This window comes from Brevundimonas sp. TWP1-3 (assembly GCF_049896085.1).
Lineage (GTDB): Bacteria > Pseudomonadota > Alphaproteobacteria > Caulobacterales > Caulobacteraceae > Brevundimonas.
The window spans coordinates 1,379,173-1,397,469 of the sequence record NZ_JAFCTP010000001.1; the positions used below are offsets into that span (position 1 = coordinate 1,379,173).

The 18,297-nt window shown below is 67.0% G+C and carries 10 protein-coding genes; 8 read left to right on the forward strand and 2 right to left on the reverse strand.

Annotation, left to right across the window (positions count from 1 at the left end; translation table 11 throughout):
• Positions 1 to 83 precede the first annotated feature (83 nt).
• The 3 genes from ACP693_RS06955 (at position 84) to ACP693_RS06965 (ending at position 5,531) form a co-directional block, all read left to right on the forward strand.
• On the forward strand, positions 84 to 2,690 hold the full coding sequence (locus ACP693_RS06955; RefSeq protein WP_426017922.1) for a TonB-dependent receptor: 2,607 nt from the start codon (positions 84 to 86) through the stop codon (positions 2,688 to 2,690).
• A gap of 62 nt (positions 2,691 to 2,752) precedes the next feature.
• Positions 2,753 to 3,583 (forward strand): hypothetical protein, encoded by an 831-nt coding sequence (locus ACP693_RS06960; protein WP_426017920.1) that lies wholly within the window; start codon positions 2,753 to 2,755, stop codon positions 3,581 to 3,583.
• 358 nt (positions 3,584 to 3,941) lie between these two features.
• Positions 3,942 to 5,531: a GH39 family glycosyl hydrolase gene (locus ACP693_RS06965; RefSeq protein ID WP_426017918.1), complete on the forward strand. Its 1,590-nt coding sequence runs from the start codon at positions 3,942 to 3,944 to the stop codon at positions 5,529 to 5,531.
• Positions 5,532 to 5,609: 78 nt separating this feature from the next.
• Here the strand turns inward: ACP693_RS06965 and ACP693_RS06970 are convergent, their stop codons facing one another.
• Positions 5,610 to 6,965 (reverse strand): metallophosphoesterase, encoded by a 1,356-nt coding sequence (locus tag ACP693_RS06970; RefSeq protein ID WP_426017917.1) that lies wholly within the window; start codon positions 6,963 to 6,965, stop codon positions 5,610 to 5,612.
• Between the two features lie 251 nt (positions 6,966 to 7,216).
• Between ACP693_RS06970 and ACP693_RS06975 the strand changes: the two genes are divergently transcribed.
• From ACP693_RS06975 to ACP693_RS06990, 4 genes are all read left to right on the forward strand, one after another.
• The gene (locus ACP693_RS06975; RefSeq protein WP_426017915.1) at positions 7,217 to 9,454 is read left to right on the forward strand and encodes a TonB-dependent receptor; all 2,238 of its coding nucleotides are present in this window, start codon (positions 7,217 to 7,219) and stop codon (positions 9,452 to 9,454) included.
• Positions 9,455 to 9,615: 161 nt separating this feature from the next.
• Positions 9,616 to 9,936 carry a hypothetical protein gene (locus tag ACP693_RS06980; RefSeq protein ID WP_426017913.1) on the forward strand — a complete coding sequence of 107 codons (321 nt, stop codon included), beginning with the start codon at positions 9,616 to 9,618 and terminating at the stop codon, positions 9,934 to 9,936.
• Positions 9,937 to 10,041: 105 nt separating this feature from the next.
• A complete protein-coding gene (locus ACP693_RS06985) occupies positions 10,042 to 11,190 on the forward strand; it encodes an efflux RND transporter periplasmic adaptor subunit (RefSeq protein WP_426017911.1) in 1,149 nt (382 codons plus the stop codon).
• A gap of 2 nt (positions 11,191 to 11,192) precedes the next feature.
• Positions 11,193 to 14,366: an efflux RND transporter permease subunit gene (locus ACP693_RS06990; protein WP_426017909.1), complete on the forward strand. Its 3,174-nt coding sequence runs from the start codon at positions 11,193 to 11,195 to the stop codon at positions 14,364 to 14,366.
• A gap of 179 nt (positions 14,367 to 14,545) precedes the next feature.
• Here the strand turns inward: ACP693_RS06990 and ACP693_RS06995 are convergent, their stop codons facing one another.
• A complete protein-coding gene (locus ACP693_RS06995; RefSeq protein ID WP_426017907.1) occupies positions 14,546 to 14,725 on the reverse strand; it encodes a hypothetical protein in 180 nt (59 codons plus the stop codon).
• A gap of 247 nt (positions 14,726 to 14,972) precedes the next feature.
• Here ACP693_RS06995 and ACP693_RS07000 point away from each other — a divergent pair, with 247 nt between their 5' ends.
• Positions 14,973 to 18,278, forward strand: a complete 3,306-nt coding sequence (locus ACP693_RS07000) for a S8 family serine peptidase (RefSeq protein WP_426017905.1) — start codon at positions 14,973 to 14,975, stop codon at positions 18,276 to 18,278.
• The last annotated feature ends 19 nt before the right edge of the window (positions 18,279 to 18,297 follow it).

Here is an 18,297-nt window from a genome sequence, read left to right on the forward strand (position 1 = left end):
TCGTCCAGGCGCCGTCGAAGAGTGATCCGAGCGTCATCGGCTCGCCTTAGGGCGCGGTCGTCTGATCGACATCGGGGGATGCCATGACCATCAAGATCGCACGGCGGGCCTATGGGCCGCTGCTTCTCGCCACCACAGCCCTGGCCACGGCCGCCTTCGCCGCCTCGGCGCGGGCACAGGAAACAGATCAGGCCGCCGAGGTCGACGAGATCGTCGTGACCGGCCAGCGCGAGGCCCAGCGCGCCGCCATCGCCGTCAAACGCGCCGAGTTCGAGGTCATGGACGCGGTGTCGGCGGACGACATCGGCAAACTGCCCGATCACAACACCGCCGCCGCCCTGCGTCGCATTCCGGGCGTGTCGGTCATGGAGGACCAGGGCGAGCCACGCTGGCCGATCCTGCGCGGTCTGGCCTCGACCTATAACCGCACGACCATCGACGGCGCCTTCGTCGGTTCGGTGGATGAGAGCGCGCGCACCGTGCCGATGGATATTGTGCCTTCGGTCATGGCCGGCCGGGTCGAGGTCATCAAGACGGTGACGCCCGAGAACGACGGCAACGCCATCGGCGGCGTCATCAACATCGCCACCCGCAGCGCCTTCGACGCCTCCAGGCCCTTCTTCAACGGCATGGCCTCCTATGGCGTCTACGAGCAGCACGGCGACGTGCGCAATGACGATCCGTCCTATCGCCTGTCCTTCGCCGCCGGTCGCCGGTTCGGCGCGGCCGACGAATGGGGCGTGGTGATCGGCGCCTCGCACGAACAGCTCGACTACGACATTCCCCAAGTAGAGGCCGCCGCCCCCTCGATCCGCGAATACACCCCGGCCGGCGCGCCGGTGAACTCAGGCGCGGCGACCGGCAACGGCATCCAGGTGCCGACCCAGTTGCGTCTGTTCTGGTACAACAACACCAAGCAGCGCTCGGGCGTGAACGGCAAGCTGGAGTGGCGGCCGAACGTGGACTTCCGCTGGGAGGCGTCTGCGCTGTACGCCCGTATGGAAGACGACGAGGAACGCATCGAGTTCCGCACCGAGCCGACCGGAAACGTGACCAACCAGACGCGCACCTCGGGCAGCTTCGCCACGGGCCGCAACATCGTCGGCCTGAACCAGCCGATCACTCGCCGTGAGATCGGCCTGGGCCGCACCGCCTTCCGCTGGGACGCCACGCCGCAATGGCGACTTGACGGCGACCTGGTCTATTCGCAGGCCGGGCTGGAGACGCCGAACACCTCGATGGAGTTCCGCACGGCGTCGAACGCCAACTTCGGCTTCAGCTACGACACGTCGGACTTCTTCCCGGTCTTCACGCCGACCAACCCGACGGCCTTCAGCAATCCGGCCCTGTTCAATCTTCAGCAACGCCGCGTCTCGCTGGTCGAGACCGACGAGAACACCACCCAGGCCCGGTTCAACCTCGCCTTCGACGACGGCGGCGACACGCGGAATCTGAAGGCGAAGTTCGGCGCCGTGCTGCGCTCCAGCGACCGCAGCTATACCTCCAGCCGCACGGATTACACCGCCAGAACCGGCTTCATCTACACGCTGGATCAGGTTGATCGGCCGGGACCGGACAAGCTGATTGAGGGGCAGTATCGCCTGACCCCGCGCATCGACGTGGCGACGGCCGAAGATTTTTATGAGGCCAACGTCGCCAACTTCGTCGCGACAACCGCCGCGCCGACCGGGGACTATGACGTCAACGAGGACGTCTTCGCAGGCTACGCCCAGGCCAGCTATCGGATGGGCGACCTGACCCTTCTGGGCGGACTTCGCTACGAGAGCACCGAGGTAGGTTCGGACGCCGTGCGCGCCACGGGAACGACTTTGACGCCGGTGTCGAACAGCGGCGACTACGACAACTGGCTGCCCAGCCTTCACCTGCGTTGGGACGTACGCGACGACGTGGTGGTGCGGGCCGCCTGGACCAACACCATCGGCCGGCCCGACTTCGGCTCGCTGGCGGCCAGCGAGAACGTCAGTTTCGACGGGTCTCAGGCGACGCTGTCACGCGGCAACCCCGGCCTGAAGGCGCGCGAGAGCGAAGGGCTGGACCTGTCCTTCGAATATTACCCGACTGACGGCCTGATGTCGGTCGCCCTGTTCACCAAGGACATCGCCAACGAGATCTTCACCCTCAACTCGGTCCAGAACCTGGACGTGGGCCGGGGCGTTGAGGCGGTGATCGTCTCGACGCCTACGAACGCCGAGACGGCCAAGATCCGCGGCGTCGAGGTCGCGTTCCAGCAGGCCCTGACCATGCTGCCGGCGCCGTTCGACGGGTTCGGCGTCAGCGCCAACGCCACCTTCCTGGACACCGAGTTCACCTTCCTGACCACAGCGGGCAAGCGTCACACGGGTCTGTTCCAGCAGCCCTCGACCACGACAAACGAGTCGATCTGGTACCAGCGCGGGCCGATTGAGGCGCGGGTATCGCACAATTATATCGGCGGTTTCCTGGAGACGATCAACGACACCATCCCCAATGCCGACCAGTACTGGAAGGGCCGCCATTCCTATGACGCCTCGGTCAGCTGGCGGTTCGCCAACGGCGTCACCGTCTTCGCCGAGGGTCAGAACCTGTCGAACTCCGGCCGTCGCGAAGTGACCGGACCGGGCCGCACCTATCTGCAGGAATCGGCCAACTATGGCCGGACCTACTGGGTCGGTCTGTCGGCCAGCTTCTGATCCCGATTCGAACGGTCGCTTCCTTCAGGGGGGCCGCCGCTCTCGCCTTCGAAAGGTCCGCCATGTCCGTCTCTAGCCTGTCCGCCCTGATGCTGTCGGCCGTCCAGGCGGCGCCGGCGCCTGTGGAACACGCCGCGCCTGCGCCGGTCGTTCTGGCGGGGAGGGCCGAGACCCTGCGGCGCTATGCGTCGGACGCGCGCCAGGGCGTGGCGGTGGGGCCGGACGCCGTCTATGCGGTTTCGAACTGGTCCCTCGTTCGCTATGACAAGGCCAGCGGCGAGAAACAGGCGGAATGGACCGGCGACCGCGCGCGGTTTCCGCACATCAACTCGTGCAATGTGATCGCGGCCGAACTGGTCTGCGCCAGCTCAAACTTTCCCGCCACGCCGCACGTCAGCACGGTCGAGGTGTTCGATCCGATCAATCTGCACCACAAGCGCAGCTTGTCGCTAGGCCTGGGAACCGGCTCGATCACCTGGGTTGATCGTCACGAGGGATCATGGTGGGCCATGTTCGCCAACTATGACGGGCGGGGCGGCGAGGCGCCGCGCGATCATCGCCACACCACTTTGGTCCGTTTCGACGACGAGTGGCGCCGGCTTGAGGGGTGGGCCCTGCCGCCCTCGATCCTGGAGCGGATCGCGCCGATGAGCATCTCCGGCGGCGGCTGGGGGCCGGATGGGCGGCTGTATCTGACCGGCCACGATCTGCCCGAGCTTTACGTCGTGGCCCTCCCGATGGGCGGCGGCGTGCTGGATCACGTCGAGACGCTGGGCATCGAGGCCGAGGGACAGGCAGTCGACTGGGACGAGACCCAGCCCGGCATGCTCTACGGCATCACCCGCCGCACCCGCGAAATCCTGGCGATGAAGGTTCGGGCTGTTCACCCGTAATTTGGAGCTGCCATCAACTCTTCAACGTCAAGAAGGCTGAGGCTGAAGCGTAAGTAGAGCCATACGGTTTGGCGGATCACCGCTGCGGTGAAGCGATAGCGGCTGCACGACATGCGAGCTCCGATCAGCCCCTGAAGCGGCCCTGAAGCGGAGACGAGTTAGCGTTAGACTGACAGAACCGCCAACCCATCATTCCGTCTTTCCTGGCGCACGGGGACATGGCGTCGCGAACCTGGTGTACGGCTTTCTGGCGCGCGTCTCCGGAACGTCGAGCCGCATGCGGCAGCAGATCGATCCTGCTTGTGGCGCAACTATGATAGCGCTACCAATGATGAAAACATGATCATGGGTGGAAGTGATGCGGAAGGCGGCGCTGGGCGGGCTTGTAATGGCGGCGGTGATTGGTCTGGGCGGGCTAGCCAGTGCTGCAAACGCCCAAGATCGGCCGATGGTGAGGTCGCTGGTGATCGACGCGGCCGCACCGGGGACGCCGCGCGACAGAATGGCCGAGTTCTCGGTGGGCGCCGACTATCCGGGCACGACGATCCGCGAGGAGGCGCTGGCCCAGTTGAAAACGGTGCGCGACGAACTGGGGTTCCGATACATTCGTTTCCACGACATCTTCCACGACGACATGGGCGTCTATCGCGAGGTGGACGGCCGGCCGGTCTATGACTGGACCCGGGTCGATCAACTGTACGACCGCTTCCTGGGCATCGGGATCAAGCCCTTCATCGAGCTGGGCTTCACGCCGGATGCGATGAAGACCTCGGACCAGACCATCTTCTACTGGAAGGGCAACACCTCCCATCCGCAGCCCGAGAAATGGACCGGGCTGATCGACGCCTTCGTGCGTCATCTGATCGACCGCTACGGCGCAGAGGAGGTGCGGTCCTGGTATTTCGAGTTCTGGAACGAGCCGAATCTGGACGGCTTCTGGGAACGGGCCGATCAGGCGGCCTATTTCGACTATTACGGACGTACGGTTCGGGCCATCAAGGCTGTGGATCCGACGCTTCGAGTGGGCGGGCCGTCGACCGCCGGCGCGGCCTGGGTGCCCGAGTTCCTGGCCTATGCCGACCAGCATCAGCTGCCGGTCGATTTCGTCACCACCCATACCTATGGGGTCGAGGGCGGCTTCCTGGACGAGAAGGGGGAGGGCGACAACAAGCTGTCGCGCGCGCCCGACGCCGTGGTCAGCGACGTGCGCAAGGTGAGGGGCGAGATCGAGGCCTCGACCCGGCCGGGCCTGCCGCTGTTCTTCACCGAATGGAGCACCAGCTATAATCCGCGCGACCCGATCCACGACGACTATTTCGGCGCCTCCTACATCCTGACCAAGCTGCGCGAGAGCGAGGGCCTGGTTCAGGGCATGAGCTACTGGGCCTTCAGCGACCTGTTCGAGGAGCCGGGGCCGCAGACCAAGCCGTTCGACGGCGGGTTCGGCCTGATGAATCCGCAAGGGATCCGCAAGCCGACCTTCTTCGCCTACAAATATCTGAACAGCCTGGGCGACCGCGAGCTGGCGACCGGCGACGCCCAGAGCATCGCAGCGCTGAAGGGGGACACGGTTCAGGTGCTGGCCTGGCGCTATGAACTGCCGGATCAGCCGATCAGCAACCGGCCCTTCTTCCGTCAGGTGCGCGAGCCGGCCGCTGCGGCGCCCTTGCGGATCGAAGTGGGGGGCCTGCGCCCCGGCGTTCACACCGCCAGCGTCCGCCGCGTCGGGTTCAAGGCCAATGACGCCTACACGGCCTATCTGGAAATGGGATCGCCGGCGGCGCTCAGCGACGCCCAGCTAGGCGAGCTACAGGCGTTGACGCAGGACGAGCCGGAAACTCGTGTCTTGACGGTCGGCGCAGATGGGCGAGGTCAAATGGACGTGGCAATGCGAGTCCACGACGTGGTGATGGTGGAGATCGAAACGCAGACGCAGGTCGCGCCATGAGCCTGATCCGCCGCGTTTACGCACCCCTCCAGTCTAACGATCCCAAAAGGGCTTAAGCCCGAGCGGATGCGCGCCCTTTTAACTGTCCAGCAGAGCCTCTGCGGCTAAATGCTTGACCTTAAGATCTGACCGCTCTTCGAAAATCATGCCGGTTGTTCCGAAATACTCCCGCTGGTTCGTCGCGCACCAGTCGGTCGTGCAAATGCGGACTGGATCGGCTTTCGGCGAAACGCCTGAGGCGTAGAGGAAGTCGCCGCTGCGGTCGGCCAGGGACATCGGGCGGTCCTGGTTGGCGCGGGCCATGAAGCCGTCGAACTGCGCGCGCGAGATGGACGTGACCATCAGCTTGCCGTCGAAGCGAACGACGGAATCGAAGACGTAGTGGCTGACCGGGCCGGCGGGGACGCCCGTGCCCAAGGTGGTGTGGCCGATGAAGCCGGCTTCGGCATTGGCCGCCTGGGCCAGGCCGGCTGCGACGCGCCGTCCGGTGTCGCCCAACGACAGGGCGCGAGGGCTGGTCCCCAGGATGGTCCGCTCCTCGTCGGTCAGGTCGGCGGCCAGGGTCGCGGCGATGAGGTCCGCCAGCACGGGAGAGGCGGGGGCGTCCAGCGCGACCGCGTGGGATCTGGCCGTGACCGAGCCGTCCGACATGAACTCGGCCACCGTATAGGCAGCGGTCCAGGCGCCTGTGTGGATATAGGCGCTGCGGCCCTGGCGATGCTGAAACAGCAGGTGGTTATGGCCGCCAATCATCAGGCTGCCGTCCGGCAATAGCGGCAGGATGTCCCGGTCGGCGGCCACCCCGGCGTGGCTCATCACCATGACCAGATCCGCGCCGGCCAGGTTATCGGCCAGATTGGCGCTGGCCCAGTCGGCGGCGGCCGGGATCGACAGTTGGTCGCGCGAGGCCTTGGGGTAGGTAGTCAGCGAATTGGTCGCCAGGCCCACGACCCGCAGTGAACGACGACCGAACGGCAGGGTCGTGGACGGGTCTGCATAGCCGGCGCCCGTGCGCGTATCGCCGATGGTGCTGACGACATGAACGCCCAGGCTCTTCATCCGGGCGACGACCTGGGCCAGGTCGGGGGTCAGGTCGTTGTCGTGATTGCCCAGGTTGAACACCGTCGGCGCGATCGCCGGCAAGGCCGCCAGGAAGGCCCAGTCCACCACGCCGCCCGACCGCACGGCGACGACATTGCCGTGCTCGAAAATGTCGCCGTCGATGGCGATGACATGGGGGACGGGGTTGGAGCGGACTTCGGTTTCGAAGGCGGCCAGCAACTGGGCGGTCCGCTCATAGGCCGAATGCATGTCGGATACGGCCAGCACGCGGCCGATCACATCCGCCCGTTTCATCCCGGTCAGCCCTGGCGCGAACGCCGTCGCCCCGGCGAGTTGCAGGAGCCGGCGACGGGAGGGCGTGACGAGGGGCATACGCTATCCAAACGATGTCTGGGAGGGCGTGCGGAGCGGACTCACGCACCCTTTCAACATCGCATTTCGCCCCTCGCGGCACAATGCCGGCCGGCGCTGCACACGCCGCCGAAGGACAGATTGTCACACGGGTGTGGCTGCGTCTTCAAAGGTTCAAGAAACAGGCGCGCTCTGCACTGGCGGCTGTCGTTGCGAAGCTCTACGGCGTCGCGCGACACGTCCTCCTCCCTGTCGCCAAGGAAATCTCGCCCATGCTTCGCCAAGCCCTTCTGGCCGCCACCGTCAGCGGCATCGCCCTGCTGAGCGCCGGCTCGGTTCTCGCCCAGACGACGGACACCGCCGCCGAACCCGCCGGCGTCGACGACATCGTCGTCACCGCCCAGCGCCGCAGCGAGAACATCCGCGAGGTGCCGTTCGCCGTCACCGCCCTGAACACCCAGACCCTGCAGGACGTTTCGGCCGGCGGCGCCGACATCCTGTCGCTGTCGGCGCGCGTGCCAAGCCTTCAGGTCGAAAGCTCGAACGGCCGTTACGCCCCGCGCTTCTACATCCGCGGCCTGGGCAATGTGGATTTCGACTTCACCGCCTCGCAGCCGGTTTCGGTCGTGCTGGACAATGTCGTGCTGGAAAGCGTCTATCTGAAGGGCTTCCCCCTGTTCGACGTGCAGCAGCTGGAAGTTCTGCGCGGTCCGCAAGGCACCCTGTTCGGCCGCAACACGCCGGCCGGCGTGGTCAAGATCGACACCGTCAAACCGTCGGATGACTTCACCGGCTTCGGCTCGCTGACCTACGGCAACCTGGGTTCGACCCGGGCCGAGGCCGCCGTCACCCTGCCGGCATCGGACACGCTTCAGGTGCGCGGCGCCATCCTGTGGAACCACCGCGACGACTGGGTGAACAACGCCTTCAACCCGTCCTTCGCCAATGCGGACAAGGATGATCTGGGCGGCTTCACTGATCTGGCCGCGCGCGTCCACGTCGCCTGGACCCCGACCGATCGTCTGTCGACCCTGCTGACCCTTCAGGCTCGCGACTATGACGGCACGGGCACGATGAACCGCGCCAACGCCCTGACCAAGGGCTCGAACGAACTGAACGGCAATTTCGACCGCGACACCGTCTATTACGACGGCGGCCGCAACAACTTCCAGAAGCAGAAGACGACCTCGCAGTCGCTGCAGGTCGCCTATGATTTCGGCCCCGCCACCCTGACCGGCATCGTCGGCTCGTACCAGGGCTGGTCTCAGGGTGACGGCGACATCGACGGCGGCGTGGCTTCGGCCCCGGCGACCGCCCCTTACAAGACGCCGTTCAACTCCGAGACCGGCACCCTCTCCAGCGACCTGTTGCAGAACACCTATGAGCTGCGCCTGGCCTCGAACGGCGACGGACGCATCGGCTGGCAGGTCGGGGCCTTCTATTGGGACGAGCGGATCAACCTGGTTTCGGGCACGTTCAACGGCGTCGGCGGCCTTCAGCCGACGCGCGTAACCGACATCGTGCAGAAGTCGGACTCGTGGTCGGTGTTCGGTCAGGGCAGCTACAAGTTGACCGACACTCTGAAGGTGACGGCGGGCGTCCGCTACACCGACGACAACCGCGACTACAACGGGCGCATCGTGTTGGGGACGGGCGCCGGCGGCACGGGCGCTGTCTCCGTCGGCGACGAACAGGTCAGCTGGGACGTCAGCGCCCTGTATGAGGTCAACGACAGCCTCAATCTGTTCGCCCGCGCGGCCAAGGGTTATCGCGGTCCGTCGATCCAGGGCCGCAACCTGCCGGTCCTGACGACGGCCGACTCCGAGACGGTCATGTCCTACGAGACTGGGCTGAAGGCTCGCCTGCTGGACGGCCGCGCGCGTTTCAACGCGACGGCCTATGTCTATGAAGTCAGCGACATGCAGTTCACCGCCATCGGCGGCGCGGACAACTCCAACCGCCTGATCAACGCCGATAAGGGCGAGGGTTACGGCCTGGAACTGGACGGCGACATCGATCTGGGCGCGGGCTTCAGCCTGTCGGCCGGCGCCGCCTGGAACCACACCGAGATCAAGGACAGCGATCTGCTGGTGGCCATCTGCGGCGCCAACTGCACCGTCACCGATCCGATCGTCACCGTGGGCACGACCCGTCGCGCCAACATCGACGGCAACCCCTTCCCGCAGGCGCCGGAATACACCGCCAACGTGACGCTGAACTATGTCCGGTCGCTGGGCAACGACACCGAGCTGTTCGCCTCGACCGACTGGGTCATGCAGAAGGACTTCAACCTGTTCCTCTATGAATCGGTCGAGTTCATGCAGGACACGGCGTTCGAAGGCGGCCTGCGTGCGGGCTGGCGCGACCTGAACCGCGGCATCGAGGCGGCCGCCTATGTCCGCAACATCACCGACGAAGAGAATGTGATCGGCGGCATCGACTTCAACAACCTGACCGCCTTCGTCAACGAACCGCGCACCTACGGCGTGCAACTGACCAAGCGGTTCTGATCGACCCACGATGAGGCGTCGATCCGCAGGACAGCGGATCGACGCCTTTTCGCATGGTCTTGCAGATCGTTCCTTCGACTGGGAAGCGCTGCCTTTTCCAGCGAGGACTTTGAGGGCCAAGGGTGATAAGCGCATCTGCAATGCTCAAATCTTTGCGGGAAATGGTCCGTCGACTTGGCTTCGTCAGCACCCTGCTGCTGACGTTGGCGTTCGCCATGCCCGCCTTCGAAAGCCATGCCTGCGAGACGGAGGCGCCCACCAGCGTCGAGATCGTCGATGCGGGGGCCGGCGAAGACGCCCAGTGCCCTGACTGCGGCCCGGCCTGCGCCGACGGCTGCTGCCATGCGCCGCATTCGGCCGTGTCCAACGACATGGCGACGCCGCGTTTCGTCGCGGTTTTCGGCCAGCCCCAGGCGTGGAGCGACAGCGTCGCCTTCTCACTCGGGCGGCCTGACGGTCCCGAGCGGCCGCCCAGGATCTGATCCTCGGCAGGACCTGGCGTCCGGCCCTTCCTGAGCCCTGCGCGTGGCGGAGACGCCGCGCGTCCTGAACTCTGGGCCCGGCCGTGCGCCGGGCGAGGATCGATCATGACCTTGAAGAAACACTGGCTGATGACCGGCGCCGCCGTCGTCATCGCCCTGGGCGCGGGCTTCGGCGCCGCCCGCATTCTGGACTGTCCTCCAGCCGAGGCCGAACATGCCGAGGCGGGCCACGCCGAAGAAACCGGCGAAGAGGCCTTCGTCGCCCTGACGCCCCAGGAGGCGGCGCGGGCCGGCGTCTCCGTCACCGCTGTGCAGCAGGGCGGCGGGGCCGAACTGAAGCTGCCGGGCCGCGTGGTCTTCGCGCCCGGCGCCGAGGCCGCCGTGGACGCCCCTCTGGGCGGCGCCGTGGTGCGCGTTCATGTCGGCCTGGGCGATCGCGTGGCGGCCGGTTCGCCGCTGATCACCGTACGAAGCCCGGACGGCGCCGCCTCACGCGCCGACGCGGACGCGGCCGGTGCGACGGTCGAGGCAGCTCGCGCCGCCGAACGTCGCGACCGCACCCTGTTCGAACAGGGCTGGGTTTCGCAGGCGCGATTGGACGTCACCGCGGCCGAGACCCGTCGTGCGGAAGCGCAGCACCGCGCCGCCCGCGCCCGCGTCGGCGCCTTCGGCGCGCCCGGGTCGGACGGGCTGACGGTGGTGCGCAGCCCCATCGCCGGCGTCGTCACCCGCCTGAGCGCCGCACCCGGCCAGGTGCTGCACGAAGAGGCGTTGCAGGTCGCAGCAATCGCCAATCCCGGGCGCGTCGAGCTGATGTTCGAGGCCCCGCCTGCGGCGGCTGCGATCCTGAAAGTCGGAGACACGCTGGACAGCACGATCGCCGGATCGCGCGTCGTGTCGGGCGTCGTCATCGCCATCGCGCCGGCCAATGCGAACGGCGTTGTCATCGTTCGCGCCCATCCGTCCGGCGAAACCCCGCCGGCGGGGTCCGTCGTGTCGGCCCGCGTCTCGACCGGCGTCGGGACGGGAACGCCCGTCGTGCCCCTGGACGCCGTCCAGACCATTGAGGGAACGCCGTCCGTCTTCGTGCAGGAGGGCGGCGGGTTCCGCGCGCGGCCGGTCGTGACCGGGCGGACCTCCGACGGTCGGATCGAGATCGTGTCGGGCCTGACCGGGTCCGAACGCATCGCCGGCGCCGGCGCCTTCCTGCTCAAGGCCGAACTGGCCAAGGGCGAAGCCGAGCACGGACACTGATCATGCTGAACCGGATCATCGACGCCTCCGTGCGTTTCCGCTGGCTGGTCGTCGGACTGGCCGTGGTGCTGGCCATACTGGGCGGGCGCGAGCTGTTGCATCTGCCCATCGACGCCGTGCCCGACATCACCAATCGGCAGGTGCAGATCACCACCGTCGCCCCGGCGCTGGGACCGGAGGAGGTCGAAAGCCAGGTCACCTTCCCGCTGGAGACCGCGCTGGCGGGCCTGCCGGGCCTGACCGAGACGCGGTCCCTGTCGCGCCATGGCTTCTCGCAGATCACCGCCGTCTTCACCGACGCGACCGACATCTATTTCGCCCGCAACCTGGTCAACGAACGGCTGCAGGGCGCGCGTGCAGACCTGCCCGAGGGCCTCTCGCCCTCGATGGGACCGGTCGTGACCGGCCTGGGCGAGGTCTATATCTGGACGCTGGAGCTGACGGGCCCGGCGGCCCGGCCCGGGGCCGTCTATTTCACGCCCGAGGGCGAGCGGCTGGTCACCGACCAGGAGAAGGCCACCTATCTGCGCACCGTCCAGGACTGGATCGTCGCGCCCCAGCTCAAGACCGTCCCCGGCGTCGCTGGCGTGGACGTGCTGGGGGGCTATGTGAAGGAGTATGCGGTCCATCCCGACCCCAGCCGCCTGGCCGCCTATGGCGTCGGCCTGGTGCAACTGGTCGAGGCGCTGGAGCACGCCAACCGCATCGCCGGCGCGGGCTACGTCAACCGCGCGGGCGAGGCCTATATCGTGCGCGCCGACGCCCGTCTGAAAAGCCTGAAAGATCTGGCCCAGACGCCGATCCTGAACCGGGGCGGCCAGGTGATCCGCGTGTCGGACGTGGCGACGGTCGAGATCGGTCGCGCCCCACGCCTGGGCTCCGCCAGCGCCGACGGCCGAGAGACCGTGGTGGGAACGGCACTGATGCTGCAGGGCGAGAACTCGCGCGAGGTGGCCCGCCGCGTTGGCGCCCGCCTCCAAGAGATCACCCCCAGCCTGCCGCCCGGCGTTCGTCTGCGGCCCGAACTGGGCCGGACGGAACTGGTCGAGGCGACCATCCGCACGGTGGAGCACAACCTGCTGCTCGGCGCCCTGCTGGTCGTCGCCGTGCTGTTCTTCGCCCTGGGCAATGTGCGGGCGGCGATCATCACCGCCCTAGTCATTCCGCTCAGCTTCCTGTTCGCCGCCTCGGCCATGAACCGGTTCGGCATCAGCGCCAATCTGCTGAGCCTGGGCGCGCTGGACTTCGGTCTCATCGTCGACGGCGCCGTGGTGGTGATCGAGAACACCCTGCGCCGTCTGGGTCTGAAGCGCACGGAGGCTGGGCGTCCCCTGACCGTCGCCGAACGGTTGTCGGTCGCCGCCGCATCGGCGCGCGAGATGGCGCGTCCGGCCGCCTTTGGCCAGGCGATCATCCTCCTGGTCTATGCGCCCCTGCTGATGTTCGAGGGGGTGGAGGGCAAGATGTTCGGGCCGATGGCCGCCACCGTCATGCTGGCCCTGGCCGCCGCCTTCGTCCTCAGCTTCATCTTCGTGCCCGCCATGGCCGCCCTGCTGGTCAGGGAACCCAAGGCGGATCATGAGGAGACCCGGCTCACCCGCGCCGCCAAGGCCCGATACGCCCCGCTGCTGGAGCGCGCCATCGCCCGGCCTCGCCTGGTGATGACCGGCGCCGGCCTTACGCTTCTCGCCGGCCTGATCGCCTTCCTGACCCTGGGCCGCGAGTTCGTGCCGCAACTGGACGAGGGCGACGTGCTGGTCCAGGCCCTGCGCGTGCCCTCGACCTCATTGGAACAGAGCCAGGCGATGCAGTTCCAGGTCGAGCGGACGCTGAAGGCCATGCCGCAGGTCGAGCGGGTCTTCACCCGCACCGGCACGGCCGAGGTTGCGTCGGACCCCATGCCGCCGTCGATCTCGGACACCTTCGTCATCCTGAAGGACCGCAGCGAATGGCCCGAGCCGGGCTTGGCAAAGGCCGATCTGGTGGCGGACATGGAGGTGCGACTATCGACCCTGTTGGGCAACAACTACGAGTTCACCCAGCCCATCGAGATGCGGTTCAACGAGCTGATCGCCGGGGTCCGGTCGGACGTGGCGGTCATGATCTATGGTGACGATTTCGCCGCCATGGACCGCACGGCGCAGCAGGTCGCCGTCGTCCTGAACGGGATAGAAGGCGCCGCGGACGTGCGGGTCGAACAGGTCTCAGGCCAGCCGACCATCACCGCCAGCGTCGATCGCACTGTGGCGGCGGCCCAGGGCGTCCATGCGTCCGACGCGGCCGACGCCCTGGCCATCGCCTTCGCCGGTCGCGCCGCCGGTCAGATCAGCGAAGGCGACCGGCGGTTCGATGTGGTGGTGCGGCTGGACGACGCCCTGCGCGCCGATCCCACCGTCATGGAGCAGCTGCCGGTCATGCCCGAGAACGCCCAGGCCGGCGCCCCGACCGTGCCCCTGTCCTCGGTCGCCCGCTTCGACGTGGCCGAGGGGCCGAACCAGATCAGCCGCGCTGACGGCAAGCGCCGCATGATCGTCCAGGCCAACGTCCGCGGCCGCGACCTGGGCGGCTTCGTCGCCGAGGCTCAAGGCAAGGTCGCCGAACAGGTCCAGCCGCCGCCGTCCGGCTGGATCGACTGGGGCGGCCAGTTCGAGAACCTTCAGCGGGCCTCGGCCCGCTTGGCCCTGATTGTGCCCATCGTCTTCCTGACCATCGGCCTGCTGCTCGTGCTGGCGCTGCAATCATGGAAGGACGCGGCCCTGGTGTTCGCCGGCGTCCCGCTGGCCCTGGTCGGCGGCGCCCTCGCGCTGGCGCTGCGCGGCATGCCGCTGTCTATCAGCGCGGCGGTCGGCTTCATCGCCGTGTCGGGCGTGGCCACCCTGAACGGCCTGGTTCTGATGCAGGCCATCCGACAGCGACTGACCGAGGGCGATCCGCCGGTCGAGGCCGCGCTTCAAGGCGCCGTCAGCCGCCTGCGCGCCGTGCTGACGACCGCCCTGGTCGCAGTGCTGGGCTTCGTGCCCATGGCGTTTGCCGCAGGCGCGGGGGCCGAGGTGCAAAAGCCGCTGGCCACCGTGGTCATCGGCGGGCTGACTGCGGCCACGCTGCTGACCCTGATCGTCTTGCCCGTGCTTGCGGCCCGGTGGCCATCCACTCCGGGGATCAATGATGGATGCTGATCGAGAACGCTAAGGCGGGGTTCCTCAAAAGCGGAGGCTGCCGCTGACACGCACTATTCGGCCCAAGAGGGCTTGCGCGTTTCGATCGTAGCCGGGCGCCGGACGGCCGTCGCCGAGGGGAGCTTCGGGTCGGCGTCGAACAGGTTCTCGACTTCGACTTCCAAGCGAGGACCTTCGCTTCACTGACGGCCGGCCGTCTCGCGCGCCGCGCTGGAGGGCCGGATCGTCGTGCTGATCCGGATGCTGACGGTCGTCAGGTCCGACAGGCGAAAGTCGTCCGGCCCGTCCCTACCGAAGTCGAGGCAGCAGTCGTCGAACCTCAAGGTCAGCTGATGGCGGGTAAAGGTCGCTGGCGGCATGCGCCCCTTAACGCCCCGGCGCGAACTCGACAATGAAGTGGAAGGGCCTAGCGCCGGATGCGGGCGGAGATCGCTCTGCTGATCGAGGCTGTGGGGATTGATGCATCACCCCCAAAAAAACGGCCCTCCGGAGTGTTTTGTGGCGGGAATGTGGTTGACGAGAGTGCAGAACACGTCCGAATTGTAAGTCTAAGTTGCGCCGTAGGGTCGCAACCAAATGTCGGCGAAAAGCCGCAGGGGGAATATCGTGGCTTTCAATTTCAAAAGCGGTCTCTTGGCCGCAACGGCGGGCGTTGCGATCATGCTGGGGACGGCGTCGGCTGCGACGGCGCAAACCGCACCCGCGCCTACGCCTCCGGCCGGCGGCTTCTACATGGCCAATGGAACGCGGACGACCAACTATCAGACTGCGATAACGTCCTGGCGCACGAACACGCAATTCGCAGTGGACTATTCCAAAGCCTTCCTGGGCCTGGAGCACGCCTACGCCATGGGTCTGACCGGGCGGGGACAGACCGTCGGCGTCAATGACGCGGGCGTCTACATGGCTCACCCGCTGTTTGGATCGGCCGGCAAGGTGACGGGGCTGCGCACGGAGGCCGTCGCCGGATATGGCAACGACGGGATGATCAATCCGCGTCGACGGTGGGAGGGCCACGGCACCCACGTCGCAGGCACCATCGCCGGCGACCGCGTCGCGGGTCAACCGATGTTCGGCAACGCCTTTGGCGCCAAGCTCTATGCCGCAACCGCCAACTTCGCGGCGGGGGACTTCCTTTGGTACAAGGACGCGATCATCGACGGCAAGATCGTCGCCACCCAGAACCAGAACATCGTCGATCTGGCCAATACCGGCCAGGTGCGGATCATCAACAACAGCTGGGGCAGTTCGACGACCCTGCCGTTCAACGCTTCGCTGCCTACGGTGTTGGCGTCGTTCAATCGCAACTACGGCGACTACTACAAGCCGGTGCTGGACAAGGACGTGCTGGTCGTCTTCTCGGCCGGCAACGGCTTTGGGGTCCACGCCAGCATTGACGCGGCGGCGCCGCTGTCCGACCCGCGCCTGCGCTCCAACTGGCTGTCGGTCGCCAACTATTCCAGCTTCACCGCCGCCGATCCCTCGACCAGCTTCTGCGGACAAACGGCGACGTGGTGTGTCGCCGGACCGGGGTCTGCGGTCGTGTCGTCCGTTCCTGCCTATACGATGGACCGGGCTGGCATCCTGGCCCTGTATCCCCGCGCCAACTATGCGGGCCTGTATTCGGCGACCACGGTATCGGCCCTGCAGACCGCGTCGGTGAACCAGTTCATCGGCGTTCTGAACGCTTATCTGAACGCCCGCGCCGCCGGTGGACCCACCTATAATGAGGACGCGTGGCGCCGCGAAGTCGGACGTCAGGCGGCCGCCATCACTCTGGTTTCGGGTGCGCGACTCGGTGATCCGGACAGCTTCACATCCGTCTTGGCGGGGCTTCTGACCTCGACCAACAATATGGCGCTCCTGACGCCGGCCTTCTCGGGCGCGGTGCTGCAGTACGCCAACGACGAGCTTCAGCGCATACTGAACCAGTACATCAACTATACCGGCGCAGGTTACGCGGCCTATACCGGCACCTCGATGGCGGCGCCGAACATCTCGGGCTTTGCGGCCCTGCTGATGGAGAACTTCCCGGAATATTCCACGGCCCTGGTCTCTGACATTCTGGTGTCGAGTTCAAGGGATCTGGATACGCCCGGCGTCGATCTGCGCTCCGGTTGGGGCGCGCCGCAGATGGATGTGGCGCTGCGCGGACCGACCGCCCTGCGCGACACGCGCGACGTCACCGTTGCGGTGGGCACGGTGGATATCTGGAGCAACAATATCGGCGATGCGCGTGATCGTTACTCGGCTGAAGTCCGAGCGAACTTCGGCAACGATATCGGCGGTCTGGTGAAGAAGGGCGGCGGCCAACTGATCCTGTCCGGCGCCAATGACTATAGCGGCCCGACGCGGGTCGAGGGCGGCCTGCTGACCGTAAACGGCAGTCTGCTGCGCTCCAACGCCACGGTCGGCGGCGTCGGCATGATCGGCGGCACCGGCCGGTTGGCGAACCTGACGGCGGAAAGCGGCGGGGTGGTTTCGCCCGGCGACGGCGTCAATCCGTTCGGGACCCTGACGGTCGCCGGCAATCTGAACTTCAAGCCCGGCTCCTTCCTGTGGATCCGGTCCAGCGTGAACGGCGCGGCCTATTCGCGGCTGAACGTGGGCGGCACGACCCGCATCGACGGCGGGCAGGTCATACTGAAGGCCGACAACGGCGAGTGGAACCTGCGCACGCGGATGAACATCATCAACTCGACCGGGGCGGTGACGGGCACGTTCAGCGGGGCGCAGAGCGATCTGGCCTTCCTGGCGCCGGTGCTGACCTATTCGACGAATGGAGTGGTGCTGACGGTGCGGCGCAACGACGTGACCGTGACGTCGCTGGGCGGCAATCCGAACCGGGCCTCTGTCGGCGGCGCGCTGGACGTCATGATCAACAACACCTCGACCGGAACCCGCGACCTTTCGCTGGAGAACGCCCTTCTGGACGCCAGCGTGCCGGCTGTGCAGGGCGCCCTAGGCAGCCTGACCGGCGAAGTTCATGCCTCGCTGGGCGGTCTGGCCGTGTCGGACACCCGTTCTATTCGCGAGGCCATGTCCGATCGCGGTCGTGGCCAGGGCGGCGCCGCGACTTACGCGGGCAACGGTGTCTCGGTCTGGGGCAGCGGCGTCTATGGCAATGGTCGCGGCTCGGCCCACGATGGTCTCGCCGGGTTCCGTAGCGAGGGATCGGGCTATCTGGTCGGGGCTGAAAAGGCGCTGTCGAACGAGATGCACATCGGCGTGGCGCTGGGCGAGACCCGCTCGGAGCTGCGCTCGCTGCGTCTGCGTTCGACGGGTCGGGTCAACAGCGAGCAGATCGGCGTCTATGGCGGCGCGGGCGTCGGCGACTTCCAGATCCGCGTCGGCGGGTCGTGGGCGAACGCCGACGTTCGCACGGATCGCACGGCTCAGTTGAACGCCTTCAGCAACGCTCTGGTCGGCGACTATGACGGCAACGTCTGGCAGGCCTATGGCGAGGTGGCGTGGAGCCGCGCGGTCGGCGGCACGGTCTTCGAACCCTACGGCGCCTACAGCCACGTCGAATACGACGCCAACGTCGTAGAAACGGGCGGCGACGCCGCCCTGTCGGGCAAGGTGACGCAGAAGGCCGATCTTCTGACCGCCGGCTTCCGCACCCGCACCGCCCTCGCGGGCGGCGAGGGGCGGCCGCGCCTGTCCGCTGTGACGCACCTGGCCTATACCCACGACCTGAACGGTGACGGGCCGGTGTTCGACGCCGCCTTCGCAGACGGTCCGCGCTTCCTGATCGACGGAGCCAATCCCGGTGACGACGTGATCTCGGGCGGTCTGGCCTTCAACATCCAGGCGACCGAGCGCACCGCCTTCGAGATGGGCTACACCGGCCTTTACAAGGACGAGTATCGCGACAACCGCATCTTTGGGCGGTTCAGCGTCAAGTTCTGATCCGAACCTGAGCCATCCC